Source organism: Shewanella sp. MF05960 (assembly GCF_050849305.1).
In the GTDB taxonomy this organism is placed as follows: Bacteria; Pseudomonadota; Gammaproteobacteria; order Enterobacterales; family Shewanellaceae; genus Shewanella.
In genome coordinates this window covers 280874-303656 of record NZ_JBOZPS010000004.1, presented here as the reverse complement: position 1 = coordinate 303656, position 22783 = coordinate 280874, and the positions used below count along the sequence as shown (strand labels likewise).

Below are 22783 nucleotides of genomic sequence, written 5' to 3'. Positions count from 1 at the left end.
TTTTGCCCCAAAGTGAGTTTAAAATATGGCCATCGGCCATTAACGTCGTGGCGCTTCGCCCACACCAGACCAAGAGGGAATTAACGGCTATTCCCTCTTGGGACTCCCAGCCGCCACATCAAAATCATCTGAAAAGCGATAATTTCGCGACGTGGTTAGATCCAGCTTTTAACTTCGTCTGTAGCATTCTTCGGCCTTATTCAAAAATGCTAACGCTTCAGATGGGGCGTCCCTTCCCCTCCAAAGCTAGCTGGCCGTCCATGGCCAGCTCACGTCATTTTCTTCAACGGCCTCAAGTTCAGAGTTGAATTTGTCCTTTTAAAGACAATATAACTAACTCATTTCTGCCCCAAAGTTACTTAGAACCAAAGCTCTATTTAACAATGCTTATCTTCGTTTTCCATACAACATTTAATTGATATTACTCTTTTACAGATGTCATTTTTACTGCCTAGATTGCATAATTTAATGAACTGGTTTTATATACAGATATAATGAGATCTGGCTTAATTTAAATCAAACAACTCATTAAGTAAGCCTAAAGTCGTAACGTAGGCTTAATTAGAAAACTATAATTAGTTGATAATATTGAAAATAAATTTCATCCTTTATTTTTTTAACGACATTAACGCGCAAGCTCGTTTTATTTAAGGATGTTGAGAGTATTTTATCGCTTTACATCAAAGACATAGAGAATGTAGGATGATATTAATCAATAACTTAAGAGGCCGACTTTAAATTTATTTGGCCGTTCAATAAGCTGTTAAATGCCCAAGGAGTATTATGAATCTCGAGGATAAAGTTAAGCAGTTTTTTACCGAATTCGGATTAACTGCAAGAAAAATTCCTGAATCACACGAAAAAAGCCCTGACTTTGAAATCAAGGATGATTTGTCAATTCTTGTAGAAGTAAAAGAAAAATTAGATGACGAAGAATTGAAGAAGAAAATTGACAGTAGTTTGTCACAATCTGGTTTATATGAAGGGAGTGAAACGTTTGAGGGGCAAAGGCGTTATAAGTCTATATTCAAACATGCAGTTAAACAGCTTCAAATACAAAAAGAAAAAACAAATAGTGACCTTTGCTTTATTTTTATTGTTATGTCTGGGCATAGCCAAAAGAGTCAAAGAGAACAAACATTTGCATCGTTATATGGTGCTCGCTCTATCGTACCAAATGGTGGCATTGCTAAACATTGTTTATATATGACATTTAGTGATTTTTTTAAGTACAAAGACACGCTTGATGGTGTGTTTATTATTTATAATGGCATAATTAATCTATTAATAAATGATAAGTCTCCAAATTATGCAACGGCAATCAACTCTGCATTTGTAAACAAATTTCAGAAGTTTTTGTTTGACCCTACAAAGCAAGAGCGAGAAGGCTACGTCTATTATTGTGACTCTGAAATACCAAGAGCAAATGAAAATGAGTTACAAGATTACGTGTTCAATAAATATGAAATACCTGAACGCTCATTTGTTCATTACTTTGAGAACCATATTGTGCATTCAGTTGTTGAATAGGGCATTTAACAAGGCATTTAAACGGAACTAAAACAGTGGGTTACGTTCCGCTTCGCTCCACAGTATAACCCACAATATTAGTCCGCTTAATGCGGCGTTAGGCAACTATGGGAGTTCACTCAAATATGAAGCGTAATTGCAAAAATTGTCACTTTCTATCCAAAGAATATGTCGAAGATAATACTGGAAGACGATTAAATTTTGCTGTTTCGGAAGGTGAAAGAAAGCAGATTGAGATCCAAAAAAATAACCCTATTAAAGAATATTATTCTACAGAGTGTCATATGGGTGTTTGGCGTGAAGGGGCAACGAAAAAAGATAACTTTTTTGAACTCGTAGTAAAGCAGAAACGCGATAATTGTTTTTTCTTCCCTTATCAGGCGGATATGCTATTTCAAGCTGCTGAAGTATTACAGAAAAGAGAACAAGATAATAAAGAGCTCAAACAATCAAATATGTATACACGTATTGGACTTTGGGTTGCTACAGGAGCATTACTTTTAAATGCATTAATAAACTGGCTCAGAATTGCCTAGTAATCGCTTTAAAATTAAACAAAAACAGTTGGTTAGGTTCCGCTTCGCTCCACATTATAACCAACAGTTTTTGTCCGCTTAAGCGGGCGTTAGAGCTCTGTTGCAATATACAATTGAGATTTTCACATTAATAATTAGAGTATAAACATATGATAGTTGAGAGTGAGTTTAATAAGGAATTATTATCAAAAAAAGCATGGGTTGCATATGTTTTTCCTGTCATAACATTAGGTTTTGTTGGTGAACTTATTGCTATAAATATCAGCTTATGGCTTATTCCCATCCCTATAATATTACTATTGTTGAATGTATTAAGTTTGAGAAGTATAGAGCTATATTTGGATAATGAAGGAATTTGGATAAGTTCAGGTATTTTTCCTTGGACCAAGGGGAGAAATGGCATTAGGTGGGAAGATACTGAGCAGGGGTATTATCATCAAGGCTTTTTTAGTTGGATGACGAGCTCATATAAAGTACTCGTTATGAATAGGTTTACTAGTGAAAAAGTTTTTGAAATATCACACATGAAAGGTGGCAAAGATGCTATGAGTACAATCAACAGAACGCTTGAGAGAACTAGATAAAATAAGCATAACAAACTTGGTAACAACCCAATGGCAATGCACTTAAAATGTAAAGCTCTAACAAGTGTATTAAATCGGAATAAAAAACAGTTAGTTAAGCTCTACTTCGCTACACATTATAACCAACTATTTTAGTCCGTTTATGCGGGCGTTGAGGCTGTAGAATTTCTCTAAAGTAGAAAATAGCAGGTGATTTTTGTGTTCATACAGCCCGTCAAACTCACTTTCTAATGGAATATTCCCTCAGATTTCACGTAGCAACGCAATTTGAGGCTTAATTTTTTAATAAATTTAGAGACTGTTTTTCTAAAATAGAAATTCTACAGTCTCGTTAGGTACCTACAAGGATAACAAGATGGAAGCATTCAATGACAGAAGTTAAGGATTACATCCCTCCTTTAGTAGCTCTCCTTATTCGTGCTGAAGAATTAAAAGAGAGTGAATTAACACAAGCTGAGGTTCTAAAAATAAAAGATTCTTCTTCATATGTAATGGTGCCAGAAGATGTTGCGATAGCAACTGCTGACAATAGAGGTTATTCCGATATTAATTCAGAAAATGTGTGGGAAGAGTGGCAAAAAATTAGAGTAGATATATTTGCAAACGATACCTAAGAAGGGTTTTCAAGTCGGACAGATTACAGTTGGCTTTTTCAGGGCCACCGCATGAGTGTTTAATTTTTAATCACACCGCTAAATCCAGCTTTTAATACTGCTTCAAGCATCGATGGATTCATCATGCATCGCTTTTGTTTTCCAACAATGCTTATCTTCGTCGGCTCAAATTTAATCGTGCCACCCGTCCGCCCCACGGACGGGGCGGTTGAGCTACAAGGACTTTTATTTCAAAAGAAGTGCTGTGTGTCGGTGAGTGAATGTCATGGTTTGCCAATATTACTAAATGTGACTGTTTCAGCTTTTTGACTAAGCGAAGCGCCATGACTTTTTTGGACTCAGGCCATTAAAAAAATACACCTAGATCCCCGATAAAAGCACTCGAGGATAACGGCGTAGAGCTGGATTCCGGCTTAAAAGCATTGCCGGAATAATGACATCAGGGAATGACTGTTGAGTTAACCCAAACCTTTCTATTTACTCTTCTTGGCTCAAAATAAAATTGCTAATGGCTTTTGAAATCATGTCTTTCTTCATCGTGGTGCGTGACACACGTTGGTCAAACCAAAAGCTCATGGGTTGGTCGAAGCCGATACCGTGCATGTAGTTGTAAAGTGCTTTACGTAAGCCTTCGCCGAGCATGTCGTGATCGGTGCCGGTTGGGTCGGTAAAGTCGACATCGTTTTCAGCAAAAAATACCTCAGGGCGTGGATCAAGGGTGATGCCAAACTGTTCTGGGTTCATGCCGATTGGGCTGTGGGCTGTGGCAACAAAACGGTGCCAGTAAGCCGACTGGAAACAACCTTGTTGCATCAACTGGCGGACCATTTCTAATGCATCAATGGTTTCTTGTTCAGTTTGAGTCGGGAAGCCATACATCAAATAAGCGTGTACCAAAATGCCAGCGTCACTAAACGCTTTGGTGACCTGGGCGACGCGCTCAACACTGACGCCTTTTTTCATCAGTTTTAATAATCTGTCTGATGCCACTTCAAGGCCGCCGCTGACTGCGATACAACCTGAGTCTGCCAATAGCTGACAACGTGCTGGGCTAAAGGTGCGCTCAAAACGAATATTGCCCCACCAGCTGATCACTACGTTACGTTCAATCAGGCGTTTGGCGAATGCGAATAAGGTTTTTGGCGGTAACGCTTCATCGACAAAGTGAAAACCAGTTTGCCCGGTTTCGGCGACAAGCGCTTCGATGCGGTCGACCAGAACATCTGCGCCTGCGGTATCGTAGCGGTCGATATAATCTAAGCTGACATCGCAAAAGCTGCATTTGCGCCAGTAGCACCCGTGGGCGATGGTTAATTTATTCCAGCGGCCATCACTCCAGATGCGGTGCATTGGATTAAGCATTTCGCATAACGACAGGTATTCGGTTAATGGCAGGCCATCGTAAATTGGTGCGCCGACCTCAGATTGGGGAATGTCGTGCAGCTCAGTATTTTGATTAAGATGAACGTAAGGTTCACCGTTTTCATCTTCTGCGAGAAAGTAAGTGCGTACTAACTCTTCAATGCTGCGCTTGCCTTCAAAATACTCTAGCAAGGTAATGAGCGGACGTTCACCGTCATCGAGACAGATATAGTCGACAAACTCAAATACCCGTGGGTCTTTTAATGCCCGCAGCTCGGTATTCACAAAGCCGCCGCCCATAACGATAGGTAAATCAGGGTTAATGGCTTTACAGGTTTGCGCAATGCGTAAGGCGCCAAGCATGTTACCGGGGAACGGCACGGTTAATGCGACCACGCTAGGCTGGGTTTCTTCTAAATATTGCTCAACGAGCTGCTCTAAAATATCTGAGCTGAAGCTTGGTTCGCCCATTAAGGTGTCGTATAGATTATCAAAGCTTGGGTTGGCCGCTGCTAAGCGTTCACCATAACGACTGACTTCAAAGTAAGGGTCAACGCCTTGGGTGATGACGTTCGACAGATCGTTAATGAATAAGGTGGCGAGAAATTTGGCTTTATCTTGCACGCCAAGGTTACCAAAGGCCGCTTGCAGTACATCGCCCGACACGGCTTCCATTTGCGCGATGGCTTCAAATGCTGGGCCTTCGGGTAAAAAACGACGGGTGTTAATTCGCATGGCTAGGCTGGGGTCTTTGCCTTGTAAAAAGCGAATAGCAGGCTCAACGGTGAGATGATAACGATCAAACTCAGCTAAAAAATCAAACACCGCATCGGGTAATTCATCATCTTCAAAGTGCTCGAAGTTCTCTTCTACATGTTGACGGATCACCTCCAGCGCCGGCGCGGTCATCATTTCAAGAAACAACTCTATTGCAGGATCTCGCTGTACCGCTTCATAGCCTCGTGAACGTAAAAAACCGGTTAAATATGCCGTTGCTGGATACGGCGTATTAAGTTGGGTCATTGGAGGAGTCATCAGAAGAACGGTCATAGCCTGCCTTTATCGTAAAGCCAATAGGAATAAGGCTGCATTCTACCAGTAAAAATGGCTCAAATCCTTTTAATTAAGGCTTTCATCTTGAACGTTCAGCAGTGCTAGAGAGTCGGCAGATGAGTGCCTTTTGCGCAAGATATTGCGCAGTTAATGGCGAAGAGCTGAATAATGAGCAATATATTGCTCATTTTATATTTTTTAAGAGGAGGTTCTTTAAGAGCAGGTTGCTTAAGTTCAGGCTATTTAAGAATAGGGCTTAAATAAGCACTGCCCAGTTGTTTCATTTGCCGTTCAACCCATACGACACGTTGGTTAAGGTAAGGCGTTAAATGGTTTGGATTACGATTACGCGGGCTTGGCAATAATACCGCCAGTTTTGCTGCTTCTTTGCTGCTAAGATATTTGGCGGGTTTATTAAAATAATGCTGGCTAGCGGCTTCTACGCCATAAATACCTTTGCCAAATTCGGCCACGTTTACGTAGACTTCTAAAATGCGTTTTTTGCCCCAAATGACCTCAAGCCCTACGGCTAACATGGCTTCTAATCCTTTACGAACAAAGCTTTGTCCTGGCCATAATAAAAGGTTTTTGGCGGTTTGTTGAGTAATGGTGCTGGCACCACGCAGGCCCTGACCGTCATCGTATTGCTGAAGGGCTTTAGTTATAGCGCTAAAATCGACGCCAAAGTGTTCGGGGAAAAGCTGATCTTCTGATGCCACCATGGCGAGCGGTATGTGGGTTGGTAGCTCATTAATGCTGACCCAATGTTGCGACACCGGATAGTCGCTTTGCAGCATAAATGACGTTGTCGGTGGCGGGACAAATCTGAGTAATAGCAACAATAGCGTCAGTAATGCTAAAAAACGCCATGTTACGTACCAGGTCCATCCGAAAAAACCGCGCTTACGATTTGCCATTCATTGCCTCATGTTAGATATCATGTCGTGTTCAACGCGCAAGAGTATAGGATATTGCTAATTAAAGCGAAACGCCCGCACAAGCTTAGGCCTAGAACCTAGAATCTAGAACCTAATACCCTAGCATCACTTAAATCTTAGCCAACACAGCTTGAATGTCAGCCAAACTGGTTTGCCATTGCTGATAATCAAGCGTGATAGGGTAAGCATGATTATTGGCTACGAGCACTAACGACGGAAATCCTTGAATTGGCAGTTTACGGGCAAAATGAATCTCTTTTTGCAGTTGCAGTTCAGTCTGTTCACTTAATAATTGCTGTTTAAATTGCTCAGTATTAATGCCTAATGTTGCGGCCAATGCGCATAACACCTCAGTATCAGATGGATTGCTGGCATGTAAATAATAAGCATGCTGAATGGCATTCACCATGGCTTGCTCCTGGCCATATTGGCGCGCGACCAAAGTAGCTCGACAAGCAGGGTAGGTAGAACGCCGTGGCTGACATACACGCCAAAAATCGTGATTAAACAGAGTGCCTAATTGCTGGTTAATTCTTTGCCATGTCTGCTCAAGCATCTGCTGCATCGCTTCTGGCATTGGCTCCGCTGAGTCAGGCGCTAAGCCGCCGACAAGGTAGGTGACATCAAGTTGCTCAGCAAACTCACGTTGCAGTTGTTGTTGCAGCATGTCCCAGGTAGGGCGGTAACCCCAGCACCAGCTACACATAGGGTCGTGAACATAATAAAGTGTTGCTTTAGCCATGGTGACCTCAAGAAGTGTCATATAACTTCATTATTTCTTTCATATTTAACCAATAGACTATGCCATCTACACAATCTATGCCATGCAAATAAGTGGTTAGATTTAAATGGTGCAACACACCGTCAGTAACGTTAGATTAATGATTACAGTTAAGGAGCAATGGAATGACAAGGAACAACAAGACGGCATTAGGCGCGTTGGCAATATTGAGCAGTTTAATCTGTTTATCAGCGTGTAATAGCAACGACAGCGATAGTGCAGCTGCAACGGGTGTTGATAAAAGTGTCAGCGCGCAAGTGGGGCCGAGACCACTTTTTTTAGTGGATCAAATGCAAGACAGTGAACTGAAAACCCAATTAGCGCAATGCGAGTCTGGCCCATTTTATCGTACCGACTTTTCTATTGGTCACCGTGGTGCCTCAATGCAATTTCCTGAGCACACTAAAGAAGCCTATCAAGCTGCTATTGATTCTGGTGCGGGTATTGTTGAGTGTGACGTTACCTTTACCAACGACAAAGCCTTGGTATGCCGTCATTCACAATGTGATTTAGCCACAACCACCAATATTTTAGCGATACCGGCATTAGCCAATAAGTGCTCTGTGCCATTTACACCTGCCGACGCTGCAAACGGTGTTAGCGCAACCGCGACCTGTTGTACTAGCGATATCAGCCTTGCAGAATTTAAAACCTTAAAAGGCAAGATGGACGGCTTTAATCCTAAAGCGACCACGGTAGCCGAGTTTATGGATGGCACGCCAAGCTGGCGCACAGACCTCTATGCAGGTACCGGCACGTTAATGACTCATGCTGAAAGTATCGAATTATTTAAATCGGCTGGCGTAAAAATGACCCCAGAGCTTAAGTCTGCCAGTGTAAGCATGCCGTTTGATGGCTTTAGCCAACAAGATTATGCGCAAAAAATGCTTGATGAGTATGGCGCCGCTGGAGTGGATGCTTCGCAGGTGTTCCCGCAATCATTCAATTTAGATGATGTGAAATACTGGATAGCCAACGCCCCAGAGTTTGCCGAACAAGCGGTATACCTTGATGGTCGTGATAGTGAAGCTGGATTTGATCCACAAAACAGTGCGACCTGGTCACCGAGTATGGACACTCTAGCTGCAGACGGGGTGAAGATTATTGCGCCGCCATTGTGGATGTTAGTCACCTTAGATGACAATAACGCCATTGTGCCGTCTGAATACGCCAATGCTGCTAATGCCGCAGGATTGAAAATGATTGCCTGGTCACTAGAGCGCTCAGGTTTACTCAGCCAGGGCGGTGGAGGTTGGTATTATCAAAGTATTGCAGATGCGATAGATAATGAAGGTGACACTTACGAGTTGGTTGATGTGTTAGCCAAAGATGTGGGGGTGATCGGTATCTTTTCTGATTGGCCTGCCACTGTGACTTATTATGCTAATTGCATGGGCATGTAACGAACTGGCCTGCGAATAACCAAGTTGTGATGGCGTTAATACAAAGTCACTGGGCACCAAGAGCGCTCATACCAAGACCTCTCACATCAATACCGCTCACACCAATACAAATGTCAAAGGTGCCCACATTGTTGGCACCTTTTTTATTAAGCGAACTATACTCGAGATGACGGCGTTATTGTTCCCATAAATGGACGATAAAACACGCTATTAGCACCTTCAATTTGATTGAGACTTTTTCATCGACAACCGAAGTGACTGAAATCGAAAACAAATAATATTTAGATTAGCGGTATTAGCCTTTAGTCTATATAGATCACACTGAATGTCGGTGTTAGGGTATCAGCACAATAAGACAGATAACCATATAAGAAATAAGGATATTGTAATGAAATTAACTAAACGCTTTTGCATGATAAGCGCCGCGGCTGCGTTATCAATCAGTACCGCAGTGATGGCCGCTCCTACTTTTATCAATATTCTCACCGGCGGTACCAGTGGTGTTTACTACCCTATCGGTGTTGCGCTTTCTCAGCTTTACAGTAACGGTATTGAAGGTTCTAAAACTTCAGTACAAGCCACTAAAGCCTCAGTCGAAAACCTTAACTTATTACAAGCTGGCCGTGGTGAATTAGCGCTTGCACTAGGTGACTCTGTGTCTGCTGCATGGGAAGGCGATACTGAAGCGGGTTTTAAAGCGCCATTGAAAAACCTGCGTATCATTGCATCTACGTACCCTAACTTTATTCAAATCGTTGCCAATAAAGATGCTGGCATCAAGACGTTGGCTGACTTAAAAGGTAAACGTATTTCTGTTGGTGCACCTAAATCGGGGACTGAACTTAATGCCCGCGCTATTTTTGCTGCTGCTGGCTTAAGCTATGACGACATGGGTAAAGTGGAGTATTTACCTTATGCCGAGTCTGTCGAGCTGATTAAAAACCGTCAACTTGATGCCACGTTACAATCATCTGGTTTAGGTATGGCGGCTATTCGCGACCTAGCCGCAACAATGGACATTAACTTTGTGGCGATTCCTGAAGATGTGGTTGCTAAAATCAATAACCCTGCTTACCAGGTTGGGGTGATTACTGCTAATACCTATGAAGGCCAAACTGAGGATGTCAGTACGGTTGCGATTCAAAACTTACTGGTAACTCACAGCAAAGTGTCTGATGAAGTGGCGTACCAAATGACTAAGCTGATGTTCGACAACCTAGAACGTTTAGGCACTGCACACTCAGCAGCGAAAGATATCAGTTTAGACAAAGCGACTAAAAACTTACCGATTCCATTGCACCCAGGTGCAGAGCGCTACTACAAAGAAGTGAATGCGCTGTAATTCAATGTTTTTTACTCTTGAAGCGCTTGTTTGGATAATACATACCAAACAAGCGCTTAGTTGTTTTTAGGCATATCGATTTTTAGCTGTAGTCAGTACAGAGGCATACCATGAGTGATCCATCCATTAACCAGAACACAATGTCAGAGCAAGGCTTAAGTGCCGACACTCGTGACTGGCCAAAAGCCTTATTTGTGGTGGCATTGGTTTTTTCTATTTTCCAAATCACTACCGCCGCGTTTCATCCGGTTTCAACCCAGGTTTTACGCGCTGTACACGTGGGCTTTTTATTATTAGTGGTGTTTATCAGTTACCCAGGATGGGGTAAAAGCAAACCCTGGCAACCTCTAGCCTGGGTACTTGGCTTAGCAGGCATGGCGACAGCAGCTTATCAGTGGGTGTTTGAGGCTGACTTAATTCAGCGCTCAGGCGACCTTACTCAAGGCGATATGATTATCGGTACCGTACTTGTGGTGCTGGTGTTTGAGGCGGCAAGACGAGTGATGGGAATTGCCTTGCCGATCATTTGTGGCTTGTTTCTCGCTTATGGATTATTCGGTGAATTTTTGCCTGGCGAGTTAATGCATCGTGGTTATGGCATTGACCAGATCATTAACCAATTAGCCTTTGGTACTGAAGGGCTATACGGTACGCCAACGTATGTGTCGGCCACTTATATCTTCTTATTTATTCTGTTTGGTGCGTTTTTAGAGCAAGCCGGAATGATCCGCTTATTTACCGACTTTGCGATGGGATTATTTGGCCATAAGGTTGGCGGCCCGGCAAAAGTGTCGGTGGTGTCATCGGCATTAATGGGTACCATTACCGGTTCTGGGGTGGCCAACGTGGTGACTACTGGGCAATTTACTATTCCATTAATGAAACGTTTTGGCTATAAGTCTGCATTTGCCGGAGGGGTAGAAGCCACGTCGAGTATGGGCAGTCAGATTATGCCGCCGATTATGGGCGCAGTGGCGTTTATTATGGCCGAAACCATTAACGTGCCGTTTATTGAAATTGCTAAAGCGGCAATGATCCCTGCGGTATTGTATTTCTGCTCAGTGTTTTGGATGGTGCATTTAGAAGCTAAGCGTGCCAACTTATCGGGCTTACCGAAAGACCAATGTCCTGATCCCTGGGCGGCTATTAAGTTGCGCTGGTACTTACTTATCCCGCTATTTATCCTAATTGGTTTACTGTTTTCTGGCCGTACGCCGCTGTTTTCTGGCATGGTCGGTTTAGCGTTAACTGCGATTGTTATTTTAGGTTCGGCGATTATTTTAAATGTGTCGTCAAAGATAATGCGTTTTGCTTTTTGGATTGCATTAGGCGTGTTATGTGCCGGCTTTTTCCAATTAGGCATAGGTGTCGTATTTGGGGTTATTGCTTTGCTGGTGGTCATTAGCTGGTTTGTAAAAGGCGGCAAAGAAACCCTAATGCTGTGTTTGCATGCTTTAGTTGAAGGTGCACGTCATGCGGTGCCTGTAGGTATCGCCTGTGCGCTGGTTGGGGTGATCATTGGTATTGTGTCGTTAACCGGTATTGCTTCTACCTTTGCGGGTTACATTTTGGCTGTGGGCCAAGACAATCTATTTTTGTCTTTGGTATTAACCATGGTGACGTGTTTAGTATTAGGCATGGGTATTCCAACAATCCCTAACTACATTATTACTAGCTCCATTGCCGCGCCGGCATTATTAGACCTAGGTGTACCGTTAATTGTGTCGCACATGTTTGTGTTTTATTTTGGCATTATGGCCGATTTAACACCGCCAGTGGCATTGGCCTGTTTTGCCGCAGCACCCATCGCCAAAGAGAAAGGCTTAAAAATCAGTTTATGGGCTATTCGTATTGCCATTGCCGGATTTATTATTCCGTTTATGGCGGTGTACGACCCAGCGTTAATGCTTCAAGGTGGCGGAGTGCTTGCCACAATATTTGTAGTGTTAAAGGCTACGGTTGCCATTGGTATTTGGGGTGTTATTTTTACCGGCTACTTATTACAAAAACTGTATATGTGGGAGCGTATTTTAGGCTTTATTGCGGGTGGCAGCTTAATTTTAGCCACGCCATTAAGTGATGAAATTGGTTTTGGCTTGGCACTGGCGTTTATTTTGCAACACGCATGGCGCGCTCGTAAGTTAAAACGTTTGGCTCAGGAAGGCTAATGCTAGGGTTGTGTTTAGGTTTAGCGGGCAGCATTTGGGCACAGGTGCCTGCTGAGCAGATGACCTTGTCGTGGACTCATACTATTGAGAAAGTGCGTTGGGCAGAAGATTATCGTCTTTTGCCTGACGGCTTTATCCTTGAGCAAGCTAGAGTCAAAGGCAGCGGCGCCGGAATGGAAATCCCTGCAGATGCGGTGTTAATTGATGGCAGCTGGCAATATAAGCCAACGTTGCCCGTGCTGCCTATGCTAAAGCTGGGGCGCACGCCTGAGGCTGGAGATTATCAGTTGTGTGTCTCGTCTGGCAATACCGAACAACAATGTCACCCCATGAGTTACTGGGTGGGCAAGCCAACTACTGCGCAGCCGTCGATAGAACTGTGGGGCTGCGATATTAAGTAATTTGAGTTGTTATTGAGTTCTCATTAAGCCTGTTTGAGTATAAAAAAAGCTGAATCAATGGATTCAGCTTTTTTGTTTTTCATCACGGATTAGATTAACACGCAGTTAATTTTGCACGTATTAGCTTGTAAACGCGTCTTGCAGTGATGGAACCACTTGTTTCTTACGGCTTAATACACCATCTAACCATACACGACCATTAACAGTTGGCTTACCATAGGCGCGCTCTGTTAAATCAGCAGAATCAGAAACGACTAACATTTCTGAGCCTTCTTTCATGATATCGGTAAGCAGTAGTAATACGCTGTGACGGTTGCCTTCGACTTTTAGTTTAGCGATGTCCGCTTCTAGGTCAGCTTTAATGTCGTCAAAAACCGATAAGTCGATCACTTCTAATTGGCCGATACCGACTAGGTTTCCGTTCATGTTGAAGTCTTTGAAATCACGCATTACAAGGTCGCGCGCTGGCGTGCCTTCAACGGCTGATTTGACTTTAAACATGTCCATGCCGACTTCTTTAAAGTCTTCAATGCCGGCGATTTCAGCTAAGGCTTCAACGCAACGAATATCAGCAGTGGTGCAAGTTGGTGATTTAAAAATAACGGTGTCACTTAAAATCGCGCACATCATGATGCCAGCGATGTTAGCTGGGATTTTTACCTGGTAAAAATCGTACATCATTTTAATGACGGTGTTACTACAACCTACTGGACGGATCCAACATTCTAACGGAGTAGAAGTGGTTAAATCGCCTAGTTTATGGTGATCAACAATCCCAACGATAGTCGCTTGGGCAATATCGTCTGGTGCTTGAGTGATTTCAGAGTGGTCGACAATATACACATCTTCGCCAGCGTAGCTGGTTTTGTATTCTGGCGCTTCAAAACCAAATTTTTCTAAAATAAAGGCGGTTTCTGGTGATAATTCACCTAAACGTGCCGCGATAGCTGGCTCGCCGATTTGGTTTTTTAAATATGCTAATGCGATAGCACCACAAATTGAATCTGAATCAGGGATCTTGTGACCCACTACATACATTGCCATTGAAAGACTCTCCTATAAAGTTGTGCTGATTTTAACAAGGATTAATCGTCATCGCATTAAAAAATGCAGCCGCTGAATTTCTACCATAAAAAAAGCCCCAAGCGGAGAGTCTCGGGGCCTTTTTTATACTACTCAGGGTATGTGTACTTGTGGCGTGCTGTTTTGCTTTTTAGTATTGCTCATCTGTATGTTAAGTCTGCTTTGACTCTGAATATATAGGCGCTTAATGTGCAAAACGTAGCCCTAATCGTTTCATTAGAACTTATGTCACTAAGAACTTATGTCACTAAAATCTTATGTCATTAAAAACTCATATCACTCAAATCAGTCTAGCAGAACTTGCGCCAATAAGGAGTCAGACCAGCTGCTGAGTTTTTAATCATAATGATGAGCCGTCAACGCGAATGTTACACCCGCACTTTTATCACGACTTTTCGCACCTGTTGCGGTAAGGCGCTGGTGCCTGGCATATGGATGTCACCTGGGAAAAACAAGGCAAACATCCCTGCTTTTAACGGAATAAAGGCAGCATCTTGTTTATTTGATTCATAGTCGTAATTAGCATAATCGTGGTCGGCAAAATACGCTTTAGACGGCGTTTGGTCTGCTAACGGTAAATAGCCAAACTCTTCCTCGCCGCTAACCACGTATTGCACATCAATGTACTTTTCGTGTGCTTCAAAGGGCTGCGTTTCTTTTGGTTTGGTTTGGTAGTCATTTACAATGACAAAAATATCTTTGCCATCTAATGGGTAATTACCGATTTCAAGTTGGCTAAAGTCAGTGTCAGCAAGGTGCGCTAGTGCCGTGGCTAAACGAGGGCTAAGCTGAGTATAAAGGTGACGGTTTGCTAGGGTATCGACAATCATAAAAATTCCGTAAGATGTAAACGATAGAAACATGATAACTTGTTAAAGCATACAGTTTTACTGAAAAATCAGCATTAGAAAAATAAGAAGGATTGTACATTGCCTGCATTACGTTTACTTGCTGGACCTACCGCTTACGCACAAATAGAAGCGAATGGCTTAGAACAATCATTATTTACTCAGTTGTTTGCTGCATCAGGCGGGCCGAAGTGGCTTGCCATCGCTGGATTAGATAAATATTTATTCAGTGAATTTTTTCAAGGGCGAGAAGATCCGCTCTATACCATGGGGGCTTCGTCTGGCGCATGGCGTTTAGCCTGTATGGCGCAGCAAAATCCATTGGCAGCTTATGAACGCTTTGAGCATTTTTATATTAACCAACGTTATGACGTGGCTAAGCCGACGCGTGAGCAAGTGAGCGCGCAAGTGCTTAAGATTGTTGACGGTATTTTGGGCGAGCAACAGGGCGCTGATATTTTAGCAAACCCATTAATTCGACATCATATGGTGGCGTGTCGTGCACGTCATTTAAACCGCATCCATGCAAAATTTGGCTTAATGGTCGGTTTGTCGATGGCAGCGGTAAGCAATATTGTTAATCGTAAAAGTTTAGGCTGGCACTTTGAGCGGGTGATTTTAAGTCATAAAGACGCGGCATCTCCGTTTAGACGCTTAAAAGACTTACCCACCAAGCAAGTGGAACTGACTCAAGAGAATATTCGTCATGGCTTATTGGCGACAGGATCGATCCCTTTGTTGCTTGATCCCGTGAAAGATCTGCAAGGATCGCCTAAAGGTCATTATTACGATGGGGGCATTACCGATTATCATTTTGATATGCCATTGCCTGCAGCGACAGGTTTGAGTTTGTATCCTCACTTTTACCCTTACATGAGTCCGGGTTGGTTTGATAAGTCGTTACTGTGGCGCAAAGCCAAAGCTAATTATCACAATGGACTGATTTTAGCGCCGAGTAAGCAATTTATTGCCAGCTTACCCTTTGGTAAAATTCCAGATCGCGAAGATTTTAAACACCTCGATAGCGACAGTCGCATCGCTTATTGGCAACAAAGCGTGCAGCAAAGCCAGGTGCTTGCTGACGAATTTGCTGAGATAGTGGCAAAGGGTAACATTATGGATAGGATTGAACGTCTGTAACCTTGAGTGAAAATGGGACTTTTTTGTTTGAATTTGTTTGAATTTGTTTGAATTTGTTTGAATTTGTTGTTTGTGTGAAATATAGCCTAATTAAACTAGGTCTAATTAACTAGTCGAGTGCGCGCAATTGCAGGTCAATGTCGTCAGTTAGCATTATTTACGGTGCTTATGTTGTTGAAATATTGACCACTGCTACACTTATTCTATTGATTTGATTTTGGTTCAGTAACTTCACCTTTGGTGTGGGAGGCTGCTATGCAAACACAAGAAATGGCGTTATTAATTCAAGATGGCGTGTTATTGCCCGGTGGACGACTCGAGATCCGTGTTGTGTCACCGTGCGATCTCAGCATGATTGCCCGAGTGTTAAAGGGCCATTATCAACTTGCCTTTGCAGCGCTAAAAGCCAATAGCGAACTCCCTTGTTACATCACCGCCACTCGTTGCAATATCATCGATTTTAATCAATTAGCAGACAACAGTTTAAGCATTGTGATTGAAGGATCGCAGCGAGTAAAAATCTTATCCGCAGCGCAGCAGCGCGATGGCAGCTGGATTGCCCGTGCCTTACCTTGTCAAAACTGGAGCCAGGAGCCGATAGCAGGTGAGTTTGAAATTATCAGTGCGGCGCTGGAGCAATTTTATCAAGTGAACCCTGATTTACTTGAGCTGTATTCGCAAGTGCATTTAGAAGATGCCACCTGGGTTAGCCAGCGTTGGCTTGAAGTGTTACCTATGTATAGTCGCGATAAGTTAGTATTAGTTGAGCAGCCAAACTGCCATAAAACCATGGATTTTGTATTACAGTTGCTTAAATCTCATGTCGATGTGTAAGCGGTGCATCAGGGGCGATACACTGATAACATAGGGTGATTACCCTTTGCCAATGTTTGTACATAGCCCATTTTATGCCAAATTCAGACTCAAACGATTCACTCTCAAACGATTTAGCCCCACATTCAACCTCAGCCATCGCGGCGCAACCTTCGTATATTGTGCTACCTCGTGAAAGCGAATTGGCGGGTAAATCATATGCCACTGTTTTTGAGTTTTTGGTTGATCATTTTAAACAAATTGATGCCAGCGTATGGCAACAGCGCATTAATGAAGGCAAGGTGCATTGGCAACATGGTGAGTTAATTGATGCGACGAGTGAGTATCAAGCGACGGCACGAGTGTATTACTATCGTGAGGTAAAGGCTGAAACCAAAGTGCCATTTTATGAACAAATACTTCATCAAGACAGCGATATCATTATTGTTTATAAACCGCATTTTTTACCGGTAACCCCTGGCGGTAATTTCGTTAACGAATGCCTGGTGCATCGATTACGTATTGCCACACAAATCGATACCGTAGCGCCTGCCCATCGGCTTGATAAAGATACTGCTGGGGTGATGTTAATGACACTAAACCCGCTAACGCGTCATGCCTACCACCAGCTTTTTTTAGACGACAAGATCACTAAAGACTATCAAGCTATCGCAAAGGTTACTCCAGATTTATTAGCGCAATTAGCCGACAAAACCTGTGAGTTACCGCTGCATTGGACGGTTAAAAATCGTATTGTTGCGGCCAATCCTAGCTTTACTATGCAGGTGGCTGAGGGCGAGGCTAACAGCCATTCTGAAATAAGCCTGGTGGCAGTTAAAGACGGTTTGGGTTTGTTTGAGCTCAGCCCTATTACCGGTAAAACTCATCAATTAAGAGTGCATATGTTGAGCTTGGGTATGCCGATACTCAATGATCGCTTTTACCCGGTGTTACAGCCTAAAGGGCCAGATAATTATGATAAACCATTGCAGTTATTGGCCAAACGCTTACGGTTTAGCGATCCGCTAAGTGGTATTGAACACGATGTTGAGTGTCAGGGATTAGATTTGTTAGCGATGATGTTGTCGATTAAATAAAACCGCCATCGATAAGTCGATGGCGGTTTGTTTTTTAGCATTGATGCATGCTCTTTTACTCAGCTATTTAGCCGTAGCGTGTTTAACCCCTTTGCGGTTTTTCATGGGGTCGCCATTGTAACCTAGGGCTTTCCAATCTAGGCGCTCGCCTTTGTTATGGCAGTCATTACACTGTAATGCTTTGTCTTTTGGGGTCACCATATGGTTGATACGCCACCACATTTCGGTTTCAACAAAACCGTGTTTACCACTGTATTTAAGACCTTTTTCTACCATGGTTGGGTTCGCTTCCATACCTAGTTTAGCGGCGAGATCCCAGTCAAATTTATCCCAATATCCACCTTCACCGTAAGTTTTTGGTGTGAGTAAAATATTCAGTTCTGTGTCGTAAATTTGCTTACCTGTATGCACTTTAAAAGGGTAAATCTTGGCTTTAGGGTCGTTAATATTACCTAATGGATAAGCGAGTTTTACCGTTTTAGTCGGGTCAATTTTATCGCCAGCCATGTAGGCGTCGGCGTTGCCATTAAACCAGGCGTATTGTGGTGGCACATCTTTTTGCCAAATAAAGCTGCCTTTCTTTTTGTTAAAGGTATGCTTGCCATTTTCATCAGTGGTGTCTTTAAGATCTTGCCCTGCTGCAGACCAGTCCCAACGCATTTTTGTTGGTTCTACTTTGGCAAAAGTGGGAATATGACAGGTTTGGCATGCCACGGTTGCGGTATGGGTGTTGAGCTTTTTGTTTTGATGCGGCGCGTCGTCATGACAATTGACACAACCAATTTTGGTTTCTCCTCCAGGTGAAACGCCCATGGCATTACCACTGATTTGATGTTTTTCAGTCACGTGGCATTCTTGGCATTGAAAGTCATTACCGTCGGTGTCCATGTGTACATCGGTTTCGCGATCTGGATAAGACATTGACGAGTCTAAGTCGCCATGCTTAACCGCATCACCACCGCCGCCGTAAAAATGGCAACTGCCGCAGTTATCGCGTACGGGCGCACCCACATTTTGTGCCACTCTGGCTAAGTCTACTTTACCAAATACTTCACCGGCACCCGCTGGGTCTTTCATGTAAGTCCCTGTGGTGTCGTGACACACTAAGCAGTCCACTTTGGTCATGTCTTTAAAGTCGAATGTTGAATCTTTCCAACCATAACCGGCATGGCAACTTGTGCAGCGTGGCTCGTTACCCGAAATCGACACACAAAAGTTGTTAATACTGTTCTTTTTACCACGCTTGACGGTACGTCCTGGTAACTCTTGCTCTAGCTCCCATGTCCAGTGAGAAGATTTCATAAAGTCTTCGGCATGTTCTTTATGGCAGGTTAAGCATTGTGTGGTGACTTCGGGGCCATTGGCAAAGGGCCCTTGCAGTGCATCTTTATGATTAAAGGCAGCCTGAGCACTACTGCTTAACATCAGTAATACTGCCAGTGCTGTGAATGTTTTCATGATATGTGTCCTTACCCCTGAGTTTGTGCTCAGGGGGACCATTGAGAAGTTCAAGTTAGAAGTTGATGGTCAGTGATGCATTGATGTCGTAGGCGGTGTCGACTACGGGCAACATTGAGTAAGCATTGCCAGCAATCACATCGTCTACTTTTTGTGGTGCACCCACTGGAGAACCACTGCCTGTGTATTCATAGTCGTAGTACAAACCGGCTAACTTGATAAACATTTTAGGATTAATATCAAAGATATAATAAGCTTCGGCAACATGACCGCGGGTGGCTAATTTACTGCCCATAGGGTCATCTTGTGCTTGGGTGAATGGGCTCCAGTATTTAGAACCATAGTTATATTCAAGGCCAAATTTGCCGTATGGTGCAGGAATTTGCATCCCGACATATACGCCATAACCGTCTTTAGTGTCAGAGTCGACGGTTGAGGTAGGCACCATAATGATTTCTGTGCCTGTGCTGTTTAATGCCGCTTCAAATACAGCATCACTTAACATGCCACCAAATAAACCTGCATTACCTGTCGGTTCAGCACGAGTCCAACCAAGTGAGGCAAACATTTTCATGTCTTCGTCTGATTCATAGGCATAGCCTAGGCCACCTAGGTACATGTCACCAATCACACTGCTAGGCTGCACTCGGGTAACAAAGTTAAAGTTTTCAAACTTTTGCATATCTTGATACATGGTAGGCGCAAAAATACTGGCTAATTGTGTTGGGAATGCCATGGTGCCGGTGAAGCCGTCGTTTACATCTTTAGCGCCGAATAAGGTGAACTGTAAAAAGTGGTTGCCGTCGTTGATGACGTCGATATTAAATCCACCTAGATGGGTATCTTTGGTGATGATATCGCCAAATAATTCACCGTTACCGTATTGTGATTCAAAGCCCTGGCCGTAGCAAAAACGGACCGTTTGGCCTTCAATGCCGGTAATATCGGTTAAGTCATACCCTAACGTTGCACCGTCGAAGTTAAAGTTAACGAGGTGGCCAGAGGGTGTACCACCGCGAAGCTCATTTTCACGATAGTGACTTGGAGGCCCGTAAGTTGAAGGACGACGACCAATAGACAGGTATGCGCCGCTGCCATTAATGTCTTTCCAGTTAAAGTAGGCGCGCTCGACTTTTAATTCATCGCCGCTGGTGCTACCGCTGCTAGTGCCGTCCATGGTGAAGGAATTCCATGAATCAAATACTTTAACGCCTGTTGAGTCGCCCCAACTTTTGTACATCGTAAGACGTCCAGCAAAACTGACGTTATCCCACACTTTGGCATTAAGGTTTAGGCGAAGGCGGGTGGTGTAAAAAATATCATTATCGATATCTTGTTGGGTCTTTTGCCCCAATACCATCGGCATTACGCCTTGCAGCATACCGCTTTGGAATGCGGCGGCTAAATCAGGATTGGCCATCATCATTTGGCCTAAAGGTGAGCTGGCACTGCTTGGATCGCCAAATTCCCCGGCCATTGCTTTAGCGGCAAAGTCAGAAAAGTTGACGTTCATGGCGGGGTTCCAAGTGACATTTTGATAGTGCAATGAATGCACTTTAGTCCTGAAGTCACCGGTAATTTCGATTCTGTCTAATGCGCTATGACGTTCTGTTTTGTCAACGCGTGAGTTTAAGTAATCTAAATCTTCAGATATTTCGGCCAACTGCTTTTCTAGTTCGGCAATTTTTTGTACATCGGTGTCAGTTGCTACGGCTGCACCACTCATAAAGAGCGCGTTAGCAACCAGTATTGAGATAAGTGTTCTCATGATGTTTCTCCCCGTATTTGCCTAATATTGAATCAATTAAGCAAATTTTGGTTGTCAGATTCCCTGAGGCTAAGCCTCATTATTTTTTAATTCGATTCGGTTACTGGCTGATGTTGGCGTTTACTCAGAAACGTTGATCAGCTGGGCTGACTTAGCCGCAGGTTGCTGGCTGGTCTGAGTCGGCAGCATGGTCATACAAAAACTGTTGAATATCTTTTAGTTCTTGTTCAGACAATGCCTCAAAAACGGCAGGTTTTGCTTTGTGTTTGTCGCGCGAGAAGAAGCGATCCCATTGGCTCATGGTTTTGCTCATCGGGGTGAGCTCTTGACCTTCGCTATTGGCACTGTGGCAGGCTTTACATTCTTTTTTGTACAGGTGTTTACCTTTTTTAGGGTTGCCGCCATCGGCTGCCATGACCTGGCTACCGAGAGATAATGCAATAGCGACTGCGATACCAACTTTCATATAAGTGTTCATCATGTTTATCCTCTATGGGCTTTTATAGGTTGTGCCTTAGCAATATTGCTGTATTGCTTTGCTGTAAATAATGTTACCTAAAAAGAGGTATTGTTAATTTGAAGTAGATCATATTCATGAGAAAAATCTAATTGAAAAAAAGTTAATTGAAAAAAATCTAATGAACTTGTGTGACGCAGATCTATTGCTAATTTGGCTGGATGCTTGATAGGCGGGTAAGGGTATATTTTGAGATGTAAAAAGAGATCGCTTTTAGGGTTAGCTGGCTAATGCCATCACTGATTTAACCACTAAAACCGTGGCGCTGATGCTGCAGAGCACGAGAGTGGCAAGACGGGTTTTGTTTTTATCGACGTGGTTGATTAACAAACCAGAGACAAGATAGCCGCTAATGACTGACGGTAGCAGCATCAGTGACAACCACAAATGCTTTATTTCTACTAAACCGACCACGGCTAAAATGGCTAACGCAATCAGCGAACTGAACACAAAAAAGGCTGACAATGCCGCTCTAAATTGGCTGGCATCTTGTCCGGCGAGTAAAATCGCCATCGGTGGGCCACCAATCGCGGCGATGTTGCCAAAAATACCGGAGAATACTCCAGCAATAAATAAGCTTACACGGTTGATGGGGGCGGTAATCTTGTAAACACTCAGAATCACAGCAATGTATACGATAGCCGCAATAATTAAGCCGAGTATGGCTTGCGGGGCAAACAGTAATAATCCTGCGCCCACAAATCCACCGGGGATCCGCCCGAGTAAGGCGTACTGCAAGCCATTAAATTGCAGGTGTCCGCGCTCTCGGTATAAGGTCATTGCCGAAATGGCAAATCCCATGACAATTATGGGGACAGGGACAAGTTGGGGATTCACAATATACAGCAGAGGGCTTGCGACAACGGCTAACCCAAAGCCAATTAAGCTTTGGGTTAGCGCGCCAAAAAAAACGATAACTGATGCCAGTATCAATGTAGATGGATCGATAAATGACATCATAAGTTCTCTATAAAAATATCACGACTTCTTATTAGGGTCGCTTCAAAGTCTGTTGATTAAGTCTGTGGGTTATTCCATTTCTTCCCACTCAATACCCATCTCATCCATTAACTTTTTCGCTTCACTTGGAATGCTATCCGGTTCATCTTTGGATAAATCACCGTCATGAGGTAATGGTTGGCCTGTGTATGCATGCAAAAATGCCTCGCATAACAGTTCACTGTTGGTCGCATGACGCAGATTGTTTATCTGGCGACGGGTACGCTCATCTGTCAGTACTTTTAATACTTTTAAAGGGATAGAAACTGTAATCTTTTTTACTTGTTCATTCTTTTTGCCGTGTTCGGCATATGGGCTGATATATTCGCCATTCCACTCAGTCATTAA

General features: G+C 43.3%; 21 protein-coding genes and 1 pseudogene. 11 read left to right on the top strand and 11 right to left on the bottom strand.

Translation table 11 applies throughout. From position 1 onward, the window contains the following. Positions 1 to 783 precede the first annotated feature (783 nt). The 4 genes from ACROAE_RS06195 (at position 784) to ACROAE_RS06180 (ending at position 3264) form a co-directional block, all read left to right on the top strand. Positions 784 to 1530, top strand: coding sequence for a hypothetical protein (locus ACROAE_RS06195; RefSeq protein WP_432400122.1), 747 nt, complete (start codon positions 784 to 786; stop codon positions 1528 to 1530). A gap of 125 nt (positions 1531 to 1655) precedes the next feature. After that, on the top strand, positions 1656 to 2066 hold the full coding sequence (locus ACROAE_RS06190) for a hypothetical protein (RefSeq protein WP_432400121.1): 411 nt from the start codon (positions 1656 to 1658) through the stop codon (positions 2064 to 2066). 149 nt (positions 2067 to 2215) lie between these two features. Further along, entirely contained in the window at positions 2216 to 2650 is a 435-nt protein-coding gene (locus ACROAE_RS06185; RefSeq protein ID WP_432400120.1) for a hypothetical protein, read from the top strand. A gap of 368 nt (positions 2651 to 3018) precedes the next feature. After that, positions 3019 to 3264, top strand: coding sequence for a hypothetical protein (locus ACROAE_RS06180; RefSeq protein ID WP_432400119.1), 246 nt, complete (start codon positions 3019 to 3021; stop codon positions 3262 to 3264). 59 nt (positions 3265 to 3323) lie between these two features. On the opposite strand, the pseudogene ACROAE_RS06175 reads toward ACROAE_RS06180, so the two are convergent. The 4 genes and pseudogenes from ACROAE_RS06175 to ACROAE_RS06160 all read right to left on the bottom strand — a co-directional run. Beyond that, a pseudogene (locus ACROAE_RS06175) lies at positions 3324 to 3440 on the bottom strand (ISAs1 family transposase); the annotation flags it as partial. Positions 3441 to 3741: 301 nt separating this feature from the next. Next, positions 3742 to 5676, bottom strand: coding sequence for a B12-binding domain-containing radical SAM protein (locus ACROAE_RS06170; RefSeq protein ID WP_432400118.1), 1935 nt, complete (start codon positions 5674 to 5676; stop codon positions 3742 to 3744). Positions 5677 to 5918: 242 nt separating this feature from the next. Further along, complete coding sequence (mtgA, locus tag ACROAE_RS06165; RefSeq protein WP_432400117.1) at positions 5919 to 6596, bottom strand: monofunctional biosynthetic peptidoglycan transglycosylase; 678 nt, start codon at positions 6594 to 6596, stop codon at positions 5919 to 5921. Positions 6597 to 6726: 130 nt separating this feature from the next. Beyond that, entirely contained in the window at positions 6727 to 7359 is a 633-nt protein-coding gene (locus ACROAE_RS06160) for a DsbA family protein (RefSeq protein ID WP_432400140.1), read from the bottom strand. 164 nt (positions 7360 to 7523) lie between these two features. Between ACROAE_RS06160 and ACROAE_RS06155 the strand changes: the two genes are divergently transcribed. The 4 genes from ACROAE_RS06155 to ACROAE_RS06140 all read left to right on the top strand — a co-directional run bounded on the left by ACROAE_RS06155 (position 7524) and on the right by ACROAE_RS06140 (position 12712). After that, positions 7524 to 8801, top strand: coding sequence for a glycerophosphodiester phosphodiesterase family protein (locus ACROAE_RS06155; protein WP_432400116.1), 1278 nt, complete (start codon positions 7524 to 7526; stop codon positions 8799 to 8801). A 388-nt stretch (positions 8802 to 9189) separates the two neighbouring features. Further along, positions 9190 to 10143, top strand: coding sequence for a TAXI family TRAP transporter solute-binding subunit (locus ACROAE_RS06150; protein ID WP_432400115.1), 954 nt, complete (start codon positions 9190 to 9192; stop codon positions 10141 to 10143). Between the two features lie 110 nt (positions 10144 to 10253). Continuing rightward, a complete protein-coding gene (locus ACROAE_RS06145; protein WP_432400114.1) occupies positions 10254 to 12311 on the top strand; it encodes a TRAP transporter permease in 2058 nt (685 codons plus the stop codon). Beyond that, entirely contained in the window at positions 12311 to 12712 is a 402-nt protein-coding gene (locus tag ACROAE_RS06140) for a DUF1850 domain-containing protein (RefSeq protein WP_432400113.1), read from the top strand. Before ACROAE_RS06145 ends, ACROAE_RS06140 begins: the two co-directional genes overlap by 1 nt. Positions 12713 to 12832: 120 nt before the next feature. Here the strand turns inward: ACROAE_RS06140 and ACROAE_RS06135 are convergent, their stop codons facing one another. Together ACROAE_RS06135 and ACROAE_RS06130 are read right to left on the bottom strand one after the other, a co-directional pair. Next, on the bottom strand, positions 12833 to 13756 hold the full coding sequence (locus ACROAE_RS06135; RefSeq protein WP_432400112.1) for a manganese-dependent inorganic pyrophosphatase: 924 nt from the start codon (positions 13754 to 13756) through the stop codon (positions 12833 to 12835). Between the two features lie 407 nt (positions 13757 to 14163). Then, positions 14164 to 14625: a YhcH/YjgK/YiaL family protein gene (locus tag ACROAE_RS06130; RefSeq protein WP_432400111.1), complete on the bottom strand. Its 462-nt coding sequence runs from the start codon at positions 14623 to 14625 to the stop codon at positions 14164 to 14166. Between the two features lie 99 nt (positions 14626 to 14724). Between ACROAE_RS06130 and ACROAE_RS06125 the strand changes: the two genes are divergently transcribed. The 3 genes from ACROAE_RS06125 (at position 14725) to ACROAE_RS06115 (ending at position 17693) form a co-directional block, all read left to right on the top strand. Beyond that, positions 14725 to 15783 carry an alpha/beta hydrolase gene (locus ACROAE_RS06125; protein ID WP_432400110.1) on the top strand — a complete coding sequence of 353 codons (1059 nt, stop codon included), beginning with the start codon at positions 14725 to 14727 and terminating at the stop codon, positions 15781 to 15783. 255 nt (positions 15784 to 16038) lie between these two features. Next, complete coding sequence (locus ACROAE_RS06120; RefSeq protein ID WP_432400109.1) at positions 16039 to 16617, top strand: LON peptidase substrate-binding domain-containing protein; 579 nt, start codon at positions 16039 to 16041, stop codon at positions 16615 to 16617. 74 nt (positions 16618 to 16691) lie between these two features. Then, positions 16692 to 17693, top strand: a complete 1002-nt coding sequence (locus ACROAE_RS06115) for a pseudouridine synthase (protein WP_432400108.1) — start codon at positions 16692 to 16694, stop codon at positions 17691 to 17693. A gap of 63 nt (positions 17694 to 17756) precedes the next feature. Here the strand turns inward: ACROAE_RS06115 and ACROAE_RS06110 are convergent, their stop codons facing one another. The 5 genes from ACROAE_RS06110 to metJ form a co-directional block, all read right to left on the bottom strand. Continuing rightward, positions 17757 to 19151 (bottom strand): tetrathionate reductase family octaheme c-type cytochrome, encoded by a 1395-nt coding sequence (locus ACROAE_RS06110; protein WP_432400107.1) that lies wholly within the window; start codon positions 19149 to 19151, stop codon positions 17757 to 17759. Between the two features lie 55 nt (positions 19152 to 19206). Further along, positions 19207 to 20919 carry a DUF3373 domain-containing protein gene (locus ACROAE_RS06105; protein WP_432400106.1) on the bottom strand — a complete coding sequence of 571 codons (1713 nt, stop codon included), beginning with the start codon at positions 20917 to 20919 and terminating at the stop codon, positions 19207 to 19209. A gap of 151 nt (positions 20920 to 21070) precedes the next feature. Beyond that, positions 21071 to 21400, bottom strand: a complete 330-nt coding sequence (locus ACROAE_RS06100) for a c-type cytochrome (RefSeq protein ID WP_160056919.1) — start codon at positions 21398 to 21400, stop codon at positions 21071 to 21073. A gap of 255 nt (positions 21401 to 21655) precedes the next feature. Next, complete coding sequence (locus tag ACROAE_RS06095; RefSeq protein WP_432400105.1) at positions 21656 to 22396, bottom strand: sulfite exporter TauE/SafE family protein; 741 nt, start codon at positions 22394 to 22396, stop codon at positions 21656 to 21658. A 69-nt stretch (positions 22397 to 22465) separates the two neighbouring features. Beyond that, on the bottom strand, positions 22466 to 22780 hold the full coding sequence (metJ, locus tag ACROAE_RS06090) for a met regulon transcriptional regulator MetJ (RefSeq protein ID WP_160056923.1): 315 nt from the start codon (positions 22778 to 22780) through the stop codon (positions 22466 to 22468). Between the last annotated feature and the right edge of the window lie 3 nt (positions 22781 to 22783).

Coding starts and splice junctions, on each gene's coding strand:
- ACROAE_RS06195 (WP_432400122.1), top strand. CDS start 784: ATGAATCTCGAGGATAAAGTTAAGCAGTTTTTTACCGAATTCGGATTA.
- ACROAE_RS06190 (WP_432400121.1), top strand. CDS start 1,656: ATGAAGCGTAATTGCAAAAATTGTCACTTTCTATCCAAAGAATATGTC.
- ACROAE_RS06185 (WP_432400120.1), top strand. CDS start 2,216: ATGATAGTTGAGAGTGAGTTTAATAAGGAATTATTATCAAAAAAAGCA.
- ACROAE_RS06180 (WP_432400119.1), top strand. CDS start 3,019: ATGACAGAAGTTAAGGATTACATCCCTCCTTTAGTAGCTCTCCTTATT.
- ACROAE_RS06170 (WP_432400118.1), bottom strand. CDS start 5,676: ATGACCGTTCTTCTGATGACTCCTCCAATGACCCAACTTAATACGCCG.
- mtgA (WP_432400117.1), bottom strand. CDS start 6,596: ATGGCAAATCGTAAGCGCGGTTTTTTCGGATGGACCTGGTACGTAACA.
- ACROAE_RS06160 (WP_432400140.1), bottom strand. CDS start 7,359: ATGGCTAAAGCAACACTTTATTATGTTCACGACCCTATGTGTAGCTGG.
- ACROAE_RS06155 (WP_432400116.1), top strand. CDS start 7,524: ATGACAAGGAACAACAAGACGGCATTAGGCGCGTTGGCAATATTGAGC.
- ACROAE_RS06150 (WP_432400115.1), top strand. CDS start 9,190: ATGAAATTAACTAAACGCTTTTGCATGATAAGCGCCGCGGCTGCGTTA.
- ACROAE_RS06145 (WP_432400114.1), top strand. CDS start 10,254: ATGAGTGATCCATCCATTAACCAGAACACAATGTCAGAGCAAGGCTTA.
- ACROAE_RS06140 (WP_432400113.1), top strand. CDS start 12,311: ATGCTAGGGTTGTGTTTAGGTTTAGCGGGCAGCATTTGGGCACAGGTG.
- ACROAE_RS06135 (WP_432400112.1), bottom strand. CDS start 13,756: ATGGCAATGTATGTAGTGGGTCACAAGATCCCTGATTCAGATTCAATT.
- ACROAE_RS06130 (WP_432400111.1), bottom strand. CDS start 14,625: ATGATTGTCGATACCCTAGCAAACCGTCACCTTTATACTCAGCTTAGC.
- ACROAE_RS06120 (WP_432400109.1), top strand. CDS start 16,039: ATGCAAACACAAGAAATGGCGTTATTAATTCAAGATGGCGTGTTATTG.
- ACROAE_RS06115 (WP_432400108.1), top strand. CDS start 16,692: ATGCCAAATTCAGACTCAAACGATTCACTCTCAAACGATTTAGCCCCA.
- ACROAE_RS06110 (WP_432400107.1), bottom strand. CDS start 19,151: ATGAAAACATTCACAGCACTGGCAGTATTACTGATGTTAAGCAGTAGT.
- ACROAE_RS06105 (WP_432400106.1), bottom strand. CDS start 20,919: ATGAGAACACTTATCTCAATACTGGTTGCTAACGCGCTCTTTATGAGT.
- ACROAE_RS06100 (WP_160056919.1), bottom strand. CDS start 21,400: ATGATGAACACTTATATGAAAGTTGGTATCGCAGTCGCTATTGCATTA.
- ACROAE_RS06095 (WP_432400105.1), bottom strand. CDS start 22,396: ATGATGTCATTTATCGATCCATCTACATTGATACTGGCATCAGTTATC.
- metJ (WP_160056923.1), bottom strand. CDS start 22,780: ATGACTGAGTGGAATGGCGAATATATCAGCCCATATGCCGAACACGGC.